The following is a 16,705-nucleotide window of genomic DNA, read 5'->3' on the forward strand; positions in this document are numbered from 1 at the left end:
TGGGTACAACCTACTTTAATTGGGTTAAAACAAAAGTAGTAATTTTGGTTTAATTTAATCTTGGGTCTATGGGATAATTTGCCAAAACCTGAAACTCGCCCCCCATATTCTTCAAAATTTCTCTCCATAATTCTTCCGGTTCTGAATAGAAGATCTTCTTTGTATAAATATTGTTACAAACTATCCAGGTCTTTGTGGCAATCTCTTCCTCAAGTTGTCCTTCACTCCACCCTGAATAGCCTATAAAAAACTTGAAATTATCTAATTCTGCTGTCCCGTTCCTCAATTTACTTAAAAGTTCCTCAAAATTACCCCCCCACCAAAGTTGGGGAGTCAACTCTATACTTCCTTCGAGCATTCTGTCTCCAAAATAGATAAAGTGAAGGGTGTTTTGTTCCACAGGGCCACCTACGTAGATTTCACTGTTCAAGAACTCGAACCCCTCTAGTAGTTCGCCAAGCTTGAAGATGGATAGTTTGTTCAGGACAAGCCCAAAAGATCCCTTTTCGTTGGTATCACACAAAAGAATGACTGACCTCACAAAATTCTCATCCTGTAAGAAAGGCTCTGATATCAGCAGGCTTCCAGCATGAGGTGGTATGTTATTGTTTTCCTTCATGAAAAATATATTTCAGTCAACGGCGGTTAAGTTAAATCAAAAATCATTAATATCAATACCTTTGTAATTTAAAATTAAATTTATCAGCAAAATCCCATTTATATGGATTTGAAAGGCATTAGAAAGGAGTATTCTTCCAAAAAATTAGAAATTAACGAGGTAGACAAGAACCCCATAGCACAATTTAAACTATGGCTTAAAGAAGCGTTGGAAAGCCAAGTTAACGAACCCAACGCCATGCATTTGGCTACTGTGGGCACGGATGGCAAACCCTCCGGAAGGGTGGTCTTGCTTAAAGGAGTAGAAGAAGGATTCGACTTTTTTACCAATTACCAAAGTCAAAAATCCAAGGAGTTGGAACATACCCCTTATGCATCCCTTACCTTCTTTTGGCCTGAACTCGAACGGCAGGTACGAGTTGAGGGCCATGTTGAAAAAATAAGTAAAGAGGAGTCAGAAGCTTATTTTCTGTCCCGCCCCATCGAGAGCCAAATCGGAGCCTGGTCTTCCCCACAAAGTGAAGAAATCCCAGACAGGGAGTATCTGGAAAGGATAAAACGGGAAATGGAAATAAAGTTTTCCAAGGAACCCCTTGAAAAACCCGACCATTGGGGAGGGTTTAGGCTCTATCCTCATCGTTTGGAATTCTGGCAAGGGAGACCAGGCAGGTTGCACGACAGGATTTTGTTTTCCAAAAACACAGATGGTGCTTGGAAGATCGGCAGGCTTGCCCCCTAACCGGAACATCCTCCGTCCTTACCCAAGCAAGATTTCCTTTAAACCAGGTCGAAAAGATTTTTTACGCCTGGCACCCTTTCCACGGTAAAGCCCTCGCCGTATTTTACCCCAATTTTGTGTCCATATTCCTTGGCCCTTGCCTCGATAAAATCCAAGAAACCGGGGGCAGAAATAAAACTCTCGGGCTCCTTGCTGTCAGGATCATGAAATTGTGATTTGAAAGCCTTAATAGAAGCCATTTTCTTTTCCCAAAAGGCCGTAATGTCCAGCACTATGTCTGGATTAATATGATTATTTTGGATATAGTGATAGATGACCTTAGGCCTCCACGGCTCTTGGTTTTTACCCTCGAGCTCTGTCTCCAGCATTCTCAATCCACTTACAAAACAAGCCTTGCTGGCCAAAGCCCCTCCTTTGCCATGGTCCGGGTGCCTGTCGGATATAGCGTTTGCCAATACCATTTCAGGTTTATATTTTCTAATGACCCTTGCAATGGCTTTCTGGTGCTCCTCATCATCCTGAAAAAACACGTCCCTAAAACCCAAATTCTCCCGCATATTCAGACCGAGGATTTCGGCAGACTTCTGGGCTTCTTGCAGTCGGATGGCTGGAGTGCCCCTGGTTCCCATTTCACCTTGGGTGAAATCCAAAATCCCTACTTTATATCCTGCGGCTATTTGTGCCGCTATCGTTCCGGAGCAGGATAATTCCGCATCGTCCGGATGCGCTGCCATAACCAATATGTCTAGTTTTTCCATACCATCAAATTACCTGATCCTTAATCTTTGCCCTATTCTGAGGACAGAATGCTTGTTTAAATTGTTCATTTTCGTGATATGAGCCAATGAAACACCATACTTTCTGCCTATCAACGAAAGGTTTTCGCCACTTTTCACGCTATGATAAATCGATTCTCGGGCTTCTTTCAAATGGGCAAAGTGCTGAGCATGGAGCCTAAATGTTGGGCTCTTCGGTTTGCCTGCATCAAAATCAAACACCTCCTCCGGATCCAAACTCACCCCGTGGTATCTTACCTCAAAATGCAAGTGTGGCCCTGTACTCCTTCCGGTATTGCCTCCAAAGCCTATTATGCTGCCTGCGGTGAGCTCCTGGCCAACTTCCACCTCTGTTTTGGACAAGTGCCCATATAGGGTTTCGAGACCATTGAGGTGGCGCACCAAGACAAAGTGACCATATCCGTACCTGTCAAAGGATTTGACCCTTACAATTCCATCAAAAACGCAATATACCGGTTCGCCCTGGTTCAACCGAAGATCCACGCCATGGTGCCAGCGGTATCCCCTTCTGCCAAATTTCGAACTCACCTCCCTTTTAGGCAACGGAAGGCTCCACCCCCCGGGTGCCCTTACCTCATAAAGCTTTAGGGAAATTGTATCCCTTAACTGCATTGGGTCAAACTCGTAAATATCGATCTTCCAACTGTCCCACAAGGAGAAATATTCGTGAGCGGTAACCCAAATACTGTCTATCCGTATTTTCTCGGATACCTGCACCATCTGTCTGGTAGGTACCCATTCATTTACCAGTGGTGCCTCATCGAGTATACCCAATTTCTTCTTCAGATCTACCGGCTCAAAAAGATAGGCATCTGTTTGCTTTCTAAGCTTGTTCAAGAAACTGGGGTCCTGGAAGGGCCCCGAAACCAAATGGTCAGGAGAGCGGATTATCACCTGCTCATTTTCATTTATGACAGGATTTGGAACCTGGGCGAACGCCTCGAAACTTGCCAATACAAGTCCGATCAATAAACCTTTACGGATAAGCCCTAGCAGGACCATGGCCTTTCTTAGGTAAGCTCCTTAGTGGCCAAATATCTTTCTGCTTCTAATGCAGCCATGCATCCCGTGCCAGCAGCGGTGACTGCCTGCCTGTACACGTGATCCTGGGCATCCCCAGAGGCGAAAACCCCGGGAACATTGGTTTTTGTGGTCCCTTTTTGGGTAATTATATATCCGTTTTCATCCATATCTAGGATACCCTTGAAGATTTCGGTATTTGGTTGATGACCTATGGCCACAAAAAACCCTCCCACAGAAAGGTCTTTTACAGTACCTGTTTTGTTGTTTTCAATCCTGACTCCAGATACCTCTTCCTCTCCTAGCACCTCCTGGGTTTCGTGGTTCCAGAGGATTTCTATCTTGCTGTTGTTCATGACGCGCTTCTGCATGATCTGCGAAGCCCTCAGCTCATCCCTCCTCACGATCATGTAAACCCTACTGCATATATTGGCCAGATAGGAGGCTTCCTCACATGCAGTGTCCCCACCACCGACGATGGCCACTTCTTGTCCCCTGAAAAAGAACCCATCACAAACTGCACAGGCCGAAACTCCCTTACCGTTTAGTCTCGTCTCACTTTCCAACCCCAGCCATTTTGCAGATGCACCTGTGCTGATGATTACAGTGTCCGCTAGGATTTCATTGCTTTCGTCAACTATTGCCTTGTGGATACCTTCTTGGCTAAAATCAACCTTTGTCACCAGACCATATCTCACCTGAGTACCGAAACGCTCTGCTTGTTTTCTAAAATCCTCCATCATTTGGGGACCCATTACCCCATCGGGGTATCCGGGGTAATTTTCCACATCATTGGTGATGGTCAACTGTCCTCCAGGCTGGGAACCTGTATATAAAACGGGATTGAGGCCGGCTCTTGCCGCATATATGGCTGCTGTATATCCTGCCGGCCCGGAGCCTATAATCAATACCTTTACCTTTTCGGTCTTATCGCTCATGAATGTAAAGTTTAGTAATAAGAGTATCCAAATAACCAATCGAAGGTAGCCCCATTCAACTTTTTGGGCCTCCCTTTTACAAAAAGAGGGGTACCTCTACCCCTCTTATGTTATTTACAAATAATTTAGAAATGCTAACCCAAATAAGGCTTCAAGGTTTTGCTTCTAGAGGTGTGCCTTAACCTGCGAATTGCTTTCTCTTTGATCTGACGAACTCTTTCTCTGGTGAGGTTGAACTTTTCTCCAATTTCCTCCAAGGTCATTGCGTGTTCTCCGTTAAGGCCAAAATACAAGGTGATCACATCGGCCTCCCTTTGTGTAAGGGTAGAAAGTGCACGCTGAACTTCCTTTCTCAAGGAGTCGTTCATCAGCCCATCATCGGGTTTTATCTCACCATCATTTTCAAGTACGTCGAGCAAGCTGTTTTCCTCTCCTTGAACGAAAGGGGCATCCATGGAAACGTGCCTTCCGGAAATTTTCATGGTATCCACCACCTCTCCAGGGGTTACTTCCAGAACTTCAGCCAGTTCCTCTGGAGAAGGCTCCCTTTCAAACTTCTGCTCAAGCTCGGAGAAAGTCTTGCTTATCTTATTGAGTGAACCGACCCTGTTCAGGGGAAGCCTCACAATCCGAGACTGCTCCGCCAAAGCCTGAAGGATAGATTGCCTGATCCACCACACGGCGTAAGATATAAATTTAAAGCCCCGGGTTTCATCAAACCTTTGAGCTGCCTTAATCAACCCCAAGTTACCTTCATTGATCAAATCTCCCAAGGAAAGACCCTGGTTTTGATACTGTTTGGCAACAGAAACCACAAACCTCAGGTTAGCTTTGGTAAGCTTTTCCAAGGCAAGTTGATCTCCTTCTCTGATTCGCTTGGCCAATACAACTTCCTCGTCGGCCGTAAGAAGATCCACTTTGCCAATTTCCTGTAGGTATTTGTCCAGGGATTGGCTTTCCCTGTTGGTAATCTGTTTGCTAATTTTGAGCTGCCTCATTCAAGTATCTTATTTTTTTAACGCAAGTATAACAGATGCAATCCAAAGATTAGTTCAAAATATGGATAAAGATTGAACCTCTTTTAGGATTTTTTTGGTGATTTTTCCGTCTTGGGCAGTAAAACTTTCCTTGAAAGTTTAAACTTACCTGTCTTTTTGTCCACGTCTATCAGTTTCACCTGGATTTCCTCACCGGATTCCAACACACCATCCATAGTTTCCAGACGCTCCCATTTGATTTCGGAAATGTGAAGCAATCCGTCCTTTCCTGGCATGAACTCTACAAACGCACCAAAGGGCATAATATTTTTAACTTTCCCTGTATATACTTCGCCAATCTCAGGTTGGGCTACTATTGCCTTCACCCTTTGTATGGCACCATCCATTGCTTCTTGGTTGTTTGCGAAGAAATTAATCTTACCAACGTTATCCACTTCCTCTATAATAATGGTAGCTCCAGTGTCTTTTTGAATCTCTTGAATCACCTTACCACCTGGCCCTATCACGGCTCCAATCAGTTCCTTAGGTATCTCCATGTTCTTGGACCTTGGGGCATGTGGTTTGTAATCAGGCTTGGGCGCGGAAAGCGTTTTGGAAATTTCCTCCAAAATATGTAACCTTCCTTCCTTGGCTTGATAAAGGGCCTCCTTCAGCACACTGTAATCCAGACCCTCCACTTTCAAGTCCATTTGGCAGGCTGTAATTCCCTTTTCCGTGCCAGTAACTTTGAAATCCATGTCACCAAGATGATCCTCATCTCCTAAAATATCCGAGAGTATGGTGTAGTTTCCAGTTTTTGCATCCGAGATCATTCCCATGGCAATCCCGGTAACGGGTGCTTTGATAGGAATTCCCGCGTCCATAAGAGCCAATGACCCAGCACATACAGTGGCCATGGATGAAGAACCGTTGGATTCCAAAATATCTGAAACCACCCGGATGGTGTAAGGGTTCTCCGATTCCGGGGGAAGGACTTTTTTCAAGGCTCTCATGGCCAAGTTACCATGCCCCACTTCCCTCCTTCCAGGTCCTCTTGCAAACTTCACCTCTCCTGTGGAAAAGCCGGGGAAGTTATAGTGAAGGTAAAACTTGTTGAATCCGGAGTGTACTGCCCCATCCACCATTTGTTCATCCAATTTGGTGCCAAGGGTACATGTAGTAAGTGCCTGGGTTTCACCACGGGTGAATACCGCAGAACCATGCGCCGATGGAAGGTAGTCCACAGCAGACCATATAGGCCTGATTTCATTTGGGTTCCTTCCGTCTAGACGTTTTTTCTCATTGAGCGTGAAATTCCTCGCCGCATCCTTGTGGATCTTCCCAAAGTATTGGTTAATCAAAAACTCATCGTATTCATGTTCCTCTCCAAGACTTTCGACAAAATCTTCCTTAATGGCTTTGGTGAGCTCAGATCTCTCGTTTTTGTTGGGGATTTGCCGACTTACTACCTCATATATTTTGTCATAAAGTTCCCCCTTCATTTTGTCGAACAGGCCTTCATCATGACTCTCATGGGAGTATTCCCTCTTTGTCTCTTTACCCACAGCTTTGGTGAGTTCCTTCTGCACCTGGCAGTGCCGCTTGATTTCTTCATGGGCAAATTGAAGGGCTTCCACCATTTCGTCTTCCGAAATTTCGTCCCCTTCCCCTTCTACCATAAGAATAAACTCTTCGGATCCGGCCACGATAAATTCCATCCTGGCTTTGGCAAGTTGTGTAGGGGTGGGGTTGATAAGAAGTTCACCGTCCACCTTTGCAACTCTTACTTCCGAAATTGGGCCGTTAAACGGGATATCCGAAACTGCCAAGGCAGCGGATGCAGCAAGCCCGGCCAAGCAATCTGGAAGCACATCATCGTCTGAAGAAATTAGGTTGATAGTGATATTGCTGTCTGCGTGGTAATCATCAGGAAAAATAGGCCTTATGGCTCTGTCCACCATCCTGCTGATCAATATTTCGTAATCGGAAAGCCTTCCTTCCCGCTTTAAAAAGCCGCCTGGGATTTTTCCCGAAGCAGCAAATTTTTCTTGGTAGTCCACAGAAAGGGGAAGAAAATCCACTCCTTCACCTGCTTCTTTTTTTGTGACCACCGTGGCAAGTAACATGGCTTTACCCATTTTGACCACCACTGCGCCGTCGGCTTGTTTGGCCAGGGCACCTGTCTCAATTACAATTTCTCTACCATCCAACAGGGTGATAGTTTTTGAAATAACGTTTGGTAACATAAAATCTAATGATTCTGATATGTGAATAGTTGTAAAAGTAAGGCTTAATAAAGGACTAAATAAAAAAGTAAGGTTCCCCAAAAAGAGGAACCTCACGAAACACTTCGTATTATTTTCGAATCCCTAGTTCGGAAATTATTGATCTATACCTTTCAATGTCTTTCTTCACCAGGTAATTCAATAAACTTCTTCGTTTTCCTACCAACTTCAACAACCCCATTCTCGAGGAGTGGTCTTTCTTGTTGGTTTTCAAATGCTCGGTAAGGTGCTGAATCCTGTAAGTGAACAGGGCAATCTGGGATTCTGGTGACCCCGTATCGTTTTCAGCTTTTAACCGACCATGATTCTTAAACAATTCTTCTTTCTTGTCTTTTGTTAAATACATGCTTAGCTAAATTAAAACTGATTTTTAAATAAACCAGACGCAAAGGTAGCGAATTTTATTTAAATCATAAAACTTCCTCTTTCAACTTTTTACGTAGCCGGATCTCAGGTATCATCGCCTTCACCTTCTCAAATAGGCCAACATAAAAGTCAGGTTCAAATAGCCTGGCGTCTTTTCTAGCCTGCTTCAGGAAAAACAACCCAAAGGGCAACAGCATGAGAATGGAAAAACTGGTGCCAAAAAGTGGGTCTGCCAACCCTTCCTTTGCCCATTTTTCACCAGTGATGGTGAGCATGTAGTAAAGGATGAAAAAGATTATGGACACCAAAACGGGCATACCAAGTCCACCTTTTTTGATAATGGCACCCAGTGGAGCCCCTATCAGGAACATCACAAAACAGGCGATAGCTTGGGTGTATTTTTGATACATGGAAATCTGAAATCTCCTGTACTCTCTCACCAGATTGTCAATCCTGGTTTTGTTGGTGCTGAAGTTGTTCTTGATGTTCCTGGCATTCGTCAAAGCTCCGGAGGCCGCAGAAATTTGATATCGCTGTGTGCCCCGCAAAGAATCCAGTTTTGCCTTTTCTTCCTCTGTGACTTTGGCAAGTTGCTCCATTTGGATAGGTGTAATACCTGGACTATTGGCCTGCATGGAAGGTAGTGGCACCTGCTCCATGGTGTCTACCATGGCCTGTACGGAATCCTTGGCACTAATACCTCCGGCCTCCGCCACAAGGGTATCCACTAGTTGTTCCTCGGTAATCTCCTCCACAGCAATCTCCTCTCCTGCATTTCCCTGTCTATCCGAATTTGAGGCTTGTTGGTCTGAAGCACTTGCCCTTTCTTCCTCTTTGGTTTGGGGTCGGTTTTTCATGTTTTCTTCCAAAATAGCCTGATTTTCTTCCAGGTACTTTAGGTTTCTCAGGGAGTCGGCTCTTTGTTTTTTCACCATTATATCCCTAGGGGGGGTTAGCTTCCGTACTTTTCCAAAATAGGGGTAGGAGGCTTCCGTATTTGCATAGTTCACAAAAAGCCACTGATTATGCTCTCTGTCCATGGAGTCCAAGTCCAGCTTAATTTCACTTATGTTTTTGATGGAGCGGTTGTTTGACCATAGGTCCTCAGGGGTTCGGTTCATTTCAAAAGCGTCCAGACTAAAAACCATTTTATTGGTGGAGAACTTGGTGCGGTCAAACGTAACAGGCTTTTCCCTAACCCCTCTCTGCCCTCCACCTTCTTGGTAACTGTACCCATTATAAAGAGTAAGCTGCATGTAGCGGTCATTGAAAAAAGGCTCCATACGCCCTGAATCCGCCAAAATGATGTGTATGTTCCCCTGCCCCTTGGTGTGGTCGTAGATCAGCACGTCCCTAAGCCTCACCTCATCCAGTTTTTTGTTGACCTTGATGCTGTAATTGGGGATGCCATTATAAAAAACTCCTTCCTTGATGTCTAGGGCGGGCGACTTCATCCTGATATCATAGAGCAGGCTAAAAGTTTTCAAGTTCACCCGTGGAACCAGGTAATTGTTGGAATAAAATGCTAGGAAGGTAAGAAAAACCACAAATACCCCAATAGGAAGCAAGGCCCTGATCAGTGAAATACCACTGCTTTTAATGGCTGTGAGTTCAAAGTGTTCCCCCAAGTTCCCGAAGGTCATCAGGGATGACAGCAAAACTGCCAGAGGTAAGGCCATAGGGGAAATACTAATGACAAAGTACCCTATCAACTCCATGTAAACCATGAAAGGAAGGTCTTTCCCAAATATCTCGTCAAAATATTTGAGCATATTTACCGTGAGGAGGATAAAATCCACCACGATGAAAGTGAGCAAGAAAGGACCTAGAAAAGTACCTAGGATAAGTTTATCTAATTTTTTCATTCTGGCAACGCACTCCTCTACCTGTACGCAAAGACGAGGCAAAGGTCAGGATATTATGTCAAAACCAATAATTTTAACAAATTTTATCCGCCAATGATTTCCTTGAGGTTGTTGATCAACCCTTCCCATATGGAATTCTGCTCCTGTTCGTCGAAGGAGTCACCATACTCAATTACACGCAAATAAAAAGTTTGCGTAAGCTCATTTTCCTCTAGCTTAAATTCGATAAAGGAATGGTCCACTCCGTTTTCCTCCCCTTCTTCAGGCTCAAGGAACTCGAACTTCACATGTCGGTTGGTTCGCATGATGGTGGGTCGGGCAAAATGGTTTTCCCCATCGTAGATGAAATTGTATACCTTATCCTCATTGATGACAACATCGTCAGCAAACCACTGCGAGAGTCCACTGGCCGTACTCAGATAAGGATAAATGATCTTCCTAGAGGTATTTATCTGGTAATCAGAAACAAATTTTAATTTACCCATAGCAGTTTATTTTGGATTTGTAAAAAGTATCAATTTTTAATACCCACGTTTGGAAATTCTGGATGAACCACCCATATTTGCATTCCCAATCGGCGAGGTAGCTCAGATGGTTAGAGCGCAGGATTCATAACCCTGAGGTCAGGGGTTCAATTCCCCTCCTCGCTACATGACCCCAGTTCTGGGGTTTTTTTTTGCCCCTCCATCCCCTTTTTCTTACAAAGAACTAACTCCATATCACCTTGTTCCAAATTAAGGGTGTTTACGTAGTCCAAAACCTGGAAAAGGTCCTTCATGTGAACTGGTATCTTGGTTTTTAATTAACCTTAATCTAAGATAAAAACCAAATGTTTTCGTTAATATAAACAAATTTTTGATAAAAGATTTTTTTGACAAAAAAATAAAAAAACCCTCCGAAGAGGGTTTTGATGGTATATTAGGCGAAAAACCTATTTAACTTTTTCAACTACAGCTTTGAATGCCTCAGGGTGGTTCATGGCCAAGTCTGCCAATACCTTCCTGTTTAATTCTATTTCCGCCTTTTTCAAAAGGCCCATCAAATTTGAATAGGACAAGCCATGCAGTCTTGCACCGGCATTAATCCTTTGAATCCACAATTTCCTGAATTCCCTTTTTTTGGCTTTTCTATCTCTGTATGCGTATTGAAGGCCTTTTTCATATTTGTTTTTGGCCACTGTCCATACATTTTTTCCTCTTCCAAAATAACCTTTGGTGGCTTTGAGGACTTTTTTTCTTCTAGCTCTTGAAGCTACAGCATTTACTGATCTTGGCATTTTTTTTGATTTTTTGACCCTTGGCGCCTATTGGACTTTATTACCAAGCATCTGGTGAATGATTAACCTTAACTTTTTAGAGGATTTAGATCCAAAGCATGTTCCTTACTCTGCCTTCATCCCTCTTGTGAACTTCCCCCATTTTGGTAAGGTTTTTCTTCCTTTTGGTGGATTTCTTGGTCAGGATGTGGCTTTTGAAAGCATGTTTCCTTCGAATCTTGCCGGTTCCGGTAAGCTTAAACCGCTTCTTGGCACTTGACTTTGTTTTTACTTTTGGCATTACGTTATATAAATTAGTTGAAATTGTTTCTTACTTCTTGCCTGCCTTGGGCGATACGAAGATGTTCATTCGCTTGCCTTCCATCTTGGGCAGTTGCTCCACTTGACCGTATTCCTCAAGTGCCTGCGCAAATTTCAGCAGCAACATTTCTCCTCTTTCCTTGAAGACGATGGTTCTACCCACAAAATGCACATAGGCTTTCACCTTGGCACCATCTTTCAGAAAGTTGATCGCGTGCTTCAGCTTAAAATCAAAATCATGATCGTCCGTGTTTGGACCAAACCTGATTTCTTTCACAACTGTTTTTGCAGCATTTGCCTTAATTTCCTTTTGCTTCTTTTTCTGCTCGTATTTAAACTTCGCATAATCAATGATCTTGCAAACTGGAGGGCTTGCTGAAGGAGAAATTTCAACGAGATCGAGGCCATTCTCCTCCGCTAGCTTTACTGCTTTGTCAGTAGGCATTACTGCATTACCTCCTTCCACAACATCACCAACGACCCTAACCTCCCTGGCTCTGATCCTTGAATTTACGCGATATGGTTCCTCTTGTCTCGGACTGTAAGATCTTTTTCCTCTCAAAATGTTTATTATTGTGTGATTCTATGAAAGTGCAAATATCGAATAATTTTTTAATTATTAAAAATCCGATATTTATTCCTGTTTATTTTATTTTCCTAAAGATGAGGCGATAATTCCTTGAAAATACGCCACAAAGTCTTCCATGGTGTAGCTTCCCATGTCCCCTTCTCCATGTTTGCGGAGCGAAAGCTTTCCTTCTTCTTGCTCCTTTTCTCCCGCAATAATCATGAAAGGAATCTTTTTCACCTCAGCATCCCTGATTTTTCGGCCAATTTTTTCGTCTCTGTTGTCAATTTCTCCGCTTATTCCTGCTTCATCCAAACGAGCCTTGATATTCTCTGCGTAATCTAGGTACTTTTCAGATATGGGGAGAATAATTACCTGCTCAGGTGCCAACCATAAGGGAAAGTTGCCTGCACAGTGCTCTATCAGTACAGCCACAAACCTTTCCAGGGACCCGAAGGGGGCACGGTGAATCATCACCGGTCTGTGGCGCTTGTTATCCGCCCCTACATACTCCAACTCAAACCTATCAGGCAACTGATAGTCCACCTGAATGGTTCCCAACTGCCAGCTTCTGCCAAGGGCATCCTTCACCATGAAATCTAGCTTAGGCCCATAAAATGCCGCCTCTCCCGTTACTGTGGTGGTTTTCATCCCTTTTTCGGCTGAGGCTTCAATAATAGCTTGCTCTGCCTTGTCCCAAGCTGCGTCCTCACCGATGTACTTCTCTTTGTTACCCGGATCCCTTAGGGAAATCTGAGCAGTAAAATGATCAAACCCCAGTGCCCTGAATACATACAACACCAAATCGATCACCTTTATAAACTCCTCTTTTACCTGATCCTGCCTGCAAAATATATGTGCATCGTCTTGGGTAAAACCCCTGACCCTGGTCAGTCCATGTAATTCACCGCTTTGCTCATACCTGTACACTGTGCCAAATTCCGCATACCTTACCGGAAGGTCCTTGTAAGACCTGGGCTTACTCTTGTAAATCTCACAATGGTGCGGACAGTTCATAGGCTTTAGAAGGAAACTCTCACCCTCGTGGGGAGTGGTTATGGGCTGAAAACTGTCCTTTCCATATTTTTCATAGTGACCGGAAGTCTCATATAGTGCCTTATGCCCAATATGGGGTGTGATAACTTGCTGATAACCTGACCGGTCCTGTTCCTTTTTTAAAAAATTCACCAATCTTTCCCGTAGCAAGGTACCTTTCGGAAGCCATAATGGCAGTCCCATCCCCACTTTTTCGGAAAAGGTAAAAAGCTCAAGCTCCTTTCCCAACTTGCGGTGGTCACGCTTTTTCGCCTCCTCCAGCATTTCCAGGTGCTCCTTAAGCTCCTTGGCTTTGGGAAAGGTGATGCCGTAAATCCGGGTAAGCATTTTATTCTTTTCGTCACCCCGCCAATATGCCCCGGCAATGTTCAACAGTTTGACGGCCTTTATGGCTCCTGTATGGGGAATATGTGGGCCTCTGCAAAGGTCCACAAAATTACCCTGCTCATAAAAGGTGATTTCCCCATCCTCAAGGCCTTCTAGGAGATCCAGTTTATATTCATCCCCTTTTTTCTTATAATACTCCAAGGCAGCAGGCTTGGAAATGTCCTTCCGAACAAACTCGTTCTTTTGCCGGGCAAGTTCCATCATCTTTGCCTCTATGCGCTCCAACTCTGCTCCTTCCAGGGTTTTTTCCCCGAAGTCCACATCATAGTAAAACCCATTTTCGATGGGAGGGCCAATGCCAAGTTTCACTCCAGGATAAAGAGCCTCTAAGGCCTCGGCCATCACGTGGGCAGAGGAATGCCAAAACGCTGACTTTCCTTCCTTGTCATTCCACGTAAGCAACTGAACCTCGGCATCCTTTTCAATAGGTCTTTGGGCATCCCAAACCTGGCCGTCGACCTTGGCGGCCAAAACGTTTCTGGCCAAGCCTTCGCTGATACCAAGAGCGATTTGCATGCCAGTGACACCCTTTTCGTATTCCCTTACCGAGTTGTCCGGTAAAGTGATTTTAATTTTTTGATTAGACATGAATGATAGTTGTTTTTTGTGGGAAACTTTACAAACAGCCTCCCGTTCTTTCCGCAAATATGAGGATAGATGATGGTTTTTAAAAAGTTGCTGATTATTAATTCCTGATTTTATTCGGATAGTTTCGTCAAAACACCCAAGAAATAATCGTAAAGGCAGCTAACCATAGTAACAGAACCGAAATAATATTCAGTACTATTCCCACTTTCATCATTTCCTTAATTTGAATAAACCCACTCGAGAAAAGAATGGCATTGGGAGGGGTGGATATGGGCAACATAAAGGCAAAACTGCTCGCCATGGTCACCGGAATGACGAAACTCAGCACCGGCACCCCTATCCCATCGGCAATACCCATTACCACCGGCACAAATATTGTTACCAGTGCCACATTACTCATCAATTCGGTAAGGAAAAGCATGATAAATATCAAAACCAGCAACAAAAATGCAGTGGATAGATAGGGGTTTTCCGCAACAAAGGCTCCAATGGCCTGGATTATACCTGCTGCCTCCATTCCCTTTGCAAGGCTCATTCCCCCACCAAAAAGCAGTAGGATGCCCCAGGGCAAGCGTTCGGTACTCTTCCAATCCAGAAGTTTTCTCCCCCTGAAATCCCTGGCAGGCACCACAAACATCAACAATCCACCCACCATGGCGATGATGGTATCATTCAACAGACGGGTTTGAAGAAGTTCGTTGAGGGGCTCCCTGAGTATCCAACATGAAGCCGTGAAAATCAATATAGCACTAGTGCGGATTTCGGCGGGGGAAACCGGTCCCAATTGCTTAAGCTGCTCTTCGATCACCTGGGCGGATCCAGCGATGTTTCCCAGTCGACTGGGGTATAGAAACTTAACCAAAAACAAATACATAATGGCCAGCATTACCCCCCCAATGGGAAGGCCAATTAAAAGCCAACGGTTAAAATCCAGGCTATAATCGTAAAATTGCTGCATAAACCCCACCAATACCACATTGGGAGGGGTCCCTATTATGGTAATCACCCCTCCTATATTAGCCGCATAAGCAATGCCCAACATCAAGGCGAAGGCAAAATTGTGGAAACTCTTCTGATTGGAGAGCTGCTGATTTCCCTTTTGGATCAATTGCAGGATAGACATGGCGATGGGAAGCATCATCACAGCTGTGGCGGTATTGCTGATCCACATGCTCAGAAATGCAGTAGAAATATAAAAACCCAGGATAATCCCATCCGGGTTGGTTCCGGTAAACTTTATAAGGTTTAAGGCTATGCGAAGATGGAGCTTATTCCGCTCCATTCCTAAAGCAATGAGAAAGCCCCCCATGAATAAATATATAATGGGATCAGAATATGGAGCAGTGGCCTCCCTCATATCAAACACCCCCAAGAGAGGGAAAAGCACCATAGGTAATAAGGCAGTTACAGGAATAGGCACTGCCTCGGTTACCCACCAAATAATCATCCATAGTGCGGCAGCCACCACCTTTACCCAATTTTCCTCAGGAACCATCCCTGACCAGACTAGGCCCAGTATAAAAATAAAGAAAAGTGGCCCCAGGAGGAGTCCCAACATGTTTGCCTTTCTGGGAGTTTTCCCACTTTTTATTCCATCCAAGTTAAGTCGATTTACCTATCTCAATAAAACTATTAACATACTTGTACAGGGCCCAACAGGTACTCCTTATTTTCCCACCAAAATTTGAATCAGTTCCTTGTCTTCCTCTCCCCCACGGATTATCCCAAATCCTCCCTTATAATCCCAGGTGGACCAGGCAATGTCGTATTTATGGAGAACCTCAAGGACATCTTTGTACCAGGCAAACCTAATTTCGTCCGAAACGGTGGGATATACTCCCCATTCTCCGCAATGCAAAGGCAGGTTGAGTTCCTGCGCACGGGCAATGGCCTTACCAAAATGGTGCTCTATGGTCACCTTGTCGTAAAATAGGTCCTGCTCCCTGACTAACTGTGCCAATTCCCCGGAAAGTTTATTCCTTTCATCCTCTGATACAATAGTGCCTGGGTAGTTTACTTCTCCTTCAAAATCCCTGGTTTTGGTCCAAGATGCTTTGTAATGGGTAATCAGCATTGGTTCATACATGTGAAAACTCAGGATAAAGTTAGGGTCATCCTCCGGGACACGTAGGTCCACAAAGGTTTGAGGCTTGTTCCAAAGGTTGGATCCAATTATAATTGTTCGCTGAGGTTCATTTTTACGAATAACCTCCACCCCCTTGGCAATTAATTTATTCCAGTCCTCCGGGTCATCTGCCACAGGTTCATTCATTAATTCATAGGCTACCAAGGCATTGGGATATTTTTTTAGTTCTTCCGACAGGTCTTTCCAGCATTGAAGAAAACGCTCCTGCTCCTGTGGATCGACCCATAGGGGCCTTTCCCCTTCATTGAAATGGTGGGAACGAAGGATATGCAGATCCACGATCACATTCAAACCTGCTCTTCTGCTCCATTGGATGCCATTGTGCAGAAGGGCAAATGCCTCTCTTACTTTCTTTCCATCCTCCGTCCACAACTGCTCTTCGTCCACTGGAATACGTATGTGATCGAATCCCAGCCCCGCCAAATAGCGCACATCTTTTTCGGTGAAAAAAGCACTTCTCTCAGCTCCCCTGCGCTGACTTTGGGACAGCCAATGACTGATATTGGTACCTTTATCCATGGTAAAAGATGGCCCGTTCTGGGCTTTTAGAGGTTGTGGTGACAGGATCACCAACAAAAATCCGATTAGGACTAAATAGATACGCTTCAATCGATTCATGATGTCTAGGATTTTGATATTTTCCAAAAGCCTAAATATAAAAAAATCATACCCAATTTAAGGACCAGTGGTATAAAGTTCTCCTTTTACCCTGGTTTTTCTTTCGTACTCATTTTTCTTTTATTACCAAGCATTTTTATTTACCTTAAACGCAATACATC

Annotated in this window: 17 protein-coding genes and 1 tRNA gene; 2 read left to right on the top strand and 16 right to left on the bottom strand. The window is 44.2% G+C overall.

From position 1 onward, the window contains the following. Positions 1–49: 49 nt before the first annotated feature. Positions 50–619: a YqgE/AlgH family protein gene (locus tag DB520_RS13170; protein WP_114750179.1), complete on the bottom strand. Its 570-nt coding sequence runs from the start codon at positions 617–619 to the stop codon at positions 50–52. A 102-nt stretch (positions 620–721) separates the two neighbouring features. Here DB520_RS13170 and pdxH point away from each other — a divergent pair, with 102 nt between their 5' ends. Beyond that, positions 722–1,357, top strand: coding sequence for a pyridoxamine 5'-phosphate oxidase (pdxH, locus tag DB520_RS13175; RefSeq protein ID WP_114750180.1), 636 nt, complete (start codon positions 722–724; stop codon positions 1,355–1,357). A 38-nt stretch (positions 1,358–1,395) separates the two neighbouring features. Here the strand turns inward: pdxH and bshB1 are convergent, their stop codons facing one another. The 8 genes from bshB1 to DB520_RS13215 form a co-directional block, all read right to left on the bottom strand. Next, the gene (gene bshB1, locus DB520_RS13180; RefSeq protein WP_114750181.1) at positions 1,396–2,115 is read right to left on the bottom strand and encodes a bacillithiol biosynthesis deacetylase BshB1; all 720 of its coding nucleotides are present in this window, start codon (positions 2,113–2,115) and stop codon (positions 1,396–1,398) included. Positions 2,116–2,124: 9 nt separating this feature from the next. Beyond that, positions 2,125–3,156: a peptidoglycan DD-metalloendopeptidase family protein gene (locus tag DB520_RS13185; protein WP_114750182.1), complete on the bottom strand. Its 1,032-nt coding sequence runs from the start codon at positions 3,154–3,156 to the stop codon at positions 2,125–2,127. Between the two features lie 8 nt (positions 3,157–3,164). Next, positions 3,165–4,112, bottom strand: a complete 948-nt coding sequence (trxB, locus tag DB520_RS13190) for a thioredoxin-disulfide reductase (protein ID WP_114750183.1) — start codon at positions 4,110–4,112, stop codon at positions 3,165–3,167. Between the two features lie 134 nt (positions 4,113–4,246). Further along, positions 4,247–5,110: a sigma-70 family RNA polymerase sigma factor gene (locus DB520_RS13195; protein ID WP_114750184.1), complete on the bottom strand. Its 864-nt coding sequence runs from the start codon at positions 5,108–5,110 to the stop codon at positions 4,247–4,249. 83 nt (positions 5,111–5,193) lie between these two features. After that, positions 5,194–7,335: a polyribonucleotide nucleotidyltransferase gene (gene pnp / locus DB520_RS13200; RefSeq protein WP_114750185.1), complete on the bottom strand. Its 2,142-nt coding sequence runs from the start codon at positions 7,333–7,335 to the stop codon at positions 5,194–5,196. A gap of 109 nt (positions 7,336–7,444) precedes the next feature. Further along, positions 7,445–7,720 carry a 30S ribosomal protein S15 gene (gene rpsO, locus DB520_RS13205; protein WP_114750186.1) on the bottom strand — a complete coding sequence of 92 codons (276 nt, stop codon included), beginning with the start codon at positions 7,718–7,720 and terminating at the stop codon, positions 7,445–7,447. Between the two features lie 64 nt (positions 7,721–7,784). Beyond that, on the bottom strand, positions 7,785–9,605 hold the full coding sequence (locus DB520_RS13210; RefSeq protein ID WP_114750187.1) for an LptF/LptG family permease: 1,821 nt from the start codon (positions 9,603–9,605) through the stop codon (positions 7,785–7,787). An 83-nt stretch (positions 9,606–9,688) separates the two neighbouring features. Then, positions 9,689–10,090, bottom strand: a complete 402-nt coding sequence (locus DB520_RS13215) for an START-like domain-containing protein (RefSeq protein ID WP_114750188.1) — start codon at positions 10,088–10,090, stop codon at positions 9,689–9,691. A 91-nt stretch (positions 10,091–10,181) separates the two neighbouring features. Here DB520_RS13215 and DB520_RS13220 point away from each other — a divergent pair. After that, a tRNA-Met gene (locus tag DB520_RS13220) sits at positions 10,182–10,255 on the top strand. On the opposite strand, the gene DB520_RS26660 is transcribed toward DB520_RS13220, so the two are convergent. The 7 genes from DB520_RS26660 to DB520_RS13250 all read right to left on the bottom strand — a co-directional run bounded on the left by DB520_RS26660 (position 10,237) and on the right by DB520_RS13250 (position 16,544). Then, positions 10,237–10,383, bottom strand: coding sequence for a hypothetical protein (locus DB520_RS26660; RefSeq protein ID WP_157972071.1), 147 nt, complete (start codon positions 10,381–10,383; stop codon positions 10,237–10,239). The genes DB520_RS13220 and DB520_RS26660 overlap by 19 nt on opposite strands. Positions 10,384–10,536: 153 nt before the next feature. Further along, on the bottom strand, positions 10,537–10,881 hold the full coding sequence (gene rplT, locus DB520_RS13225; RefSeq protein ID WP_114750189.1) for a 50S ribosomal protein L20: 345 nt from the start codon (positions 10,879–10,881) through the stop codon (positions 10,537–10,539). An 85-nt stretch (positions 10,882–10,966) separates the two neighbouring features. Beyond that, on the bottom strand, positions 10,967–11,161 hold the full coding sequence (gene rpmI / locus DB520_RS13230; RefSeq protein ID WP_114750190.1) for a 50S ribosomal protein L35: 195 nt from the start codon (positions 11,159–11,161) through the stop codon (positions 10,967–10,969). 30 nt (positions 11,162–11,191) lie between these two features. After that, positions 11,192–11,743 carry a translation initiation factor IF-3 gene (infC, locus tag DB520_RS13235; RefSeq protein ID WP_114750191.1) on the bottom strand — a complete coding sequence of 184 codons (552 nt, stop codon included), beginning with the start codon at positions 11,741–11,743 and terminating at the stop codon, positions 11,192–11,194. 87 nt (positions 11,744–11,830) lie between these two features. Then, positions 11,831–13,780 carry a threonine--tRNA ligase gene (gene thrS, locus DB520_RS13240; protein WP_114750192.1) on the bottom strand — a complete coding sequence of 650 codons (1,950 nt, stop codon included), beginning with the start codon at positions 13,778–13,780 and terminating at the stop codon, positions 11,831–11,833. A gap of 127 nt (positions 13,781–13,907) precedes the next feature. Continuing rightward, entirely contained in the window at positions 13,908–15,380 is a 1,473-nt protein-coding gene (locus DB520_RS13245) for an SLC13 family permease (protein WP_232834959.1), read from the bottom strand. A gap of 66 nt (positions 15,381–15,446) precedes the next feature. Then, complete coding sequence (locus tag DB520_RS13250; protein WP_114750303.1) at positions 15,447–16,544, bottom strand: glycoside hydrolase family 5 protein; 1,098 nt, start codon at positions 16,542–16,544, stop codon at positions 15,447–15,449. Positions 16,545–16,705: the final 161 nt, after the last annotated feature.

The sequence above is a fragment of the Pleomorphovibrio marinus genome (genome assembly GCF_003347495.1).
Taxonomy (GTDB): domain Bacteria; phylum Bacteroidota; class Bacteroidia; order Cytophagales; family Cyclobacteriaceae; genus Pleomorphovibrio; species Pleomorphovibrio marinus.

Excerpts from the sequence above, each read along its gene's own strand:
- DB520_RS13170 (WP_114750179.1), bottom strand. The coding sequence starts at position 619 with ATGAAGGAAAACAATAACATACCACCTCATGCTGGAAGCCTGCTGATA.
- pdxH (WP_114750180.1), top strand. The coding sequence starts at position 722 with ATGGATTTGAAAGGCATTAGAAAGGAGTATTCTTCCAAAAAATTAGAA.
- bshB1 (WP_114750181.1), bottom strand. The coding sequence starts at position 2,115 with ATGGAAAAACTAGACATATTGGTTATGGCAGCGCATCCGGACGATGCG.
- DB520_RS13185 (WP_114750182.1), bottom strand. The coding sequence starts at position 3,156 with ATGGTCCTGCTAGGGCTTATCCGTAAAGGTTTATTGATCGGACTTGTA.
- trxB (WP_114750183.1), bottom strand. The coding sequence starts at position 4,112 with ATGAGCGATAAGACCGAAAAGGTAAAGGTATTGATTATAGGCTCCGGG.
- DB520_RS13195 (WP_114750184.1), bottom strand. The coding sequence starts at position 5,110 with ATGAGGCAGCTCAAAATTAGCAAACAGATTACCAACAGGGAAAGCCAA.
- pnp (WP_114750185.1), bottom strand. The coding sequence starts at position 7,335 with ATGTTACCAAACGTTATTTCAAAAACTATCACCCTGTTGGATGGTAGA.
- rpsO (WP_114750186.1), bottom strand. The coding sequence starts at position 7,720 with ATGTATTTAACAAAAGACAAGAAAGAAGAATTGTTTAAGAATCATGGT.
- DB520_RS13210 (WP_114750187.1), bottom strand. The coding sequence starts at position 9,605 with ATGAAAAAATTAGATAAACTTATCCTAGGTACTTTTCTAGGTCCTTTC.
- DB520_RS13215 (WP_114750188.1), bottom strand. The coding sequence starts at position 10,090 with ATGGGTAAATTAAAATTTGTTTCTGATTACCAGATAAATACCTCTAGG.
- DB520_RS26660 (WP_157972071.1), bottom strand. The coding sequence starts at position 10,383 with ATGAAGGACCTTTTCCAGGTTTTGGACTACGTAAACACCCTTAATTTG.
- rplT (WP_114750189.1), bottom strand. The coding sequence starts at position 10,881 with ATGCCAAGATCAGTAAATGCTGTAGCTTCAAGAGCTAGAAGAAAAAAA.
- rpmI (WP_114750190.1), bottom strand. The coding sequence starts at position 11,161 with ATGCCAAAAGTAAAAACAAAGTCAAGTGCCAAGAAGCGGTTTAAGCTT.
- thrS (WP_114750192.1), bottom strand. The coding sequence starts at position 13,780 with ATGTCTAATCAAAAAATTAAAATCACTTTACCGGACAACTCGGTAAGG.
- DB520_RS13250 (WP_114750303.1), bottom strand. The coding sequence starts at position 16,544 with ATGAATCGATTGAAGCGTATCTATTTAGTCCTAATCGGATTTTTGTTG.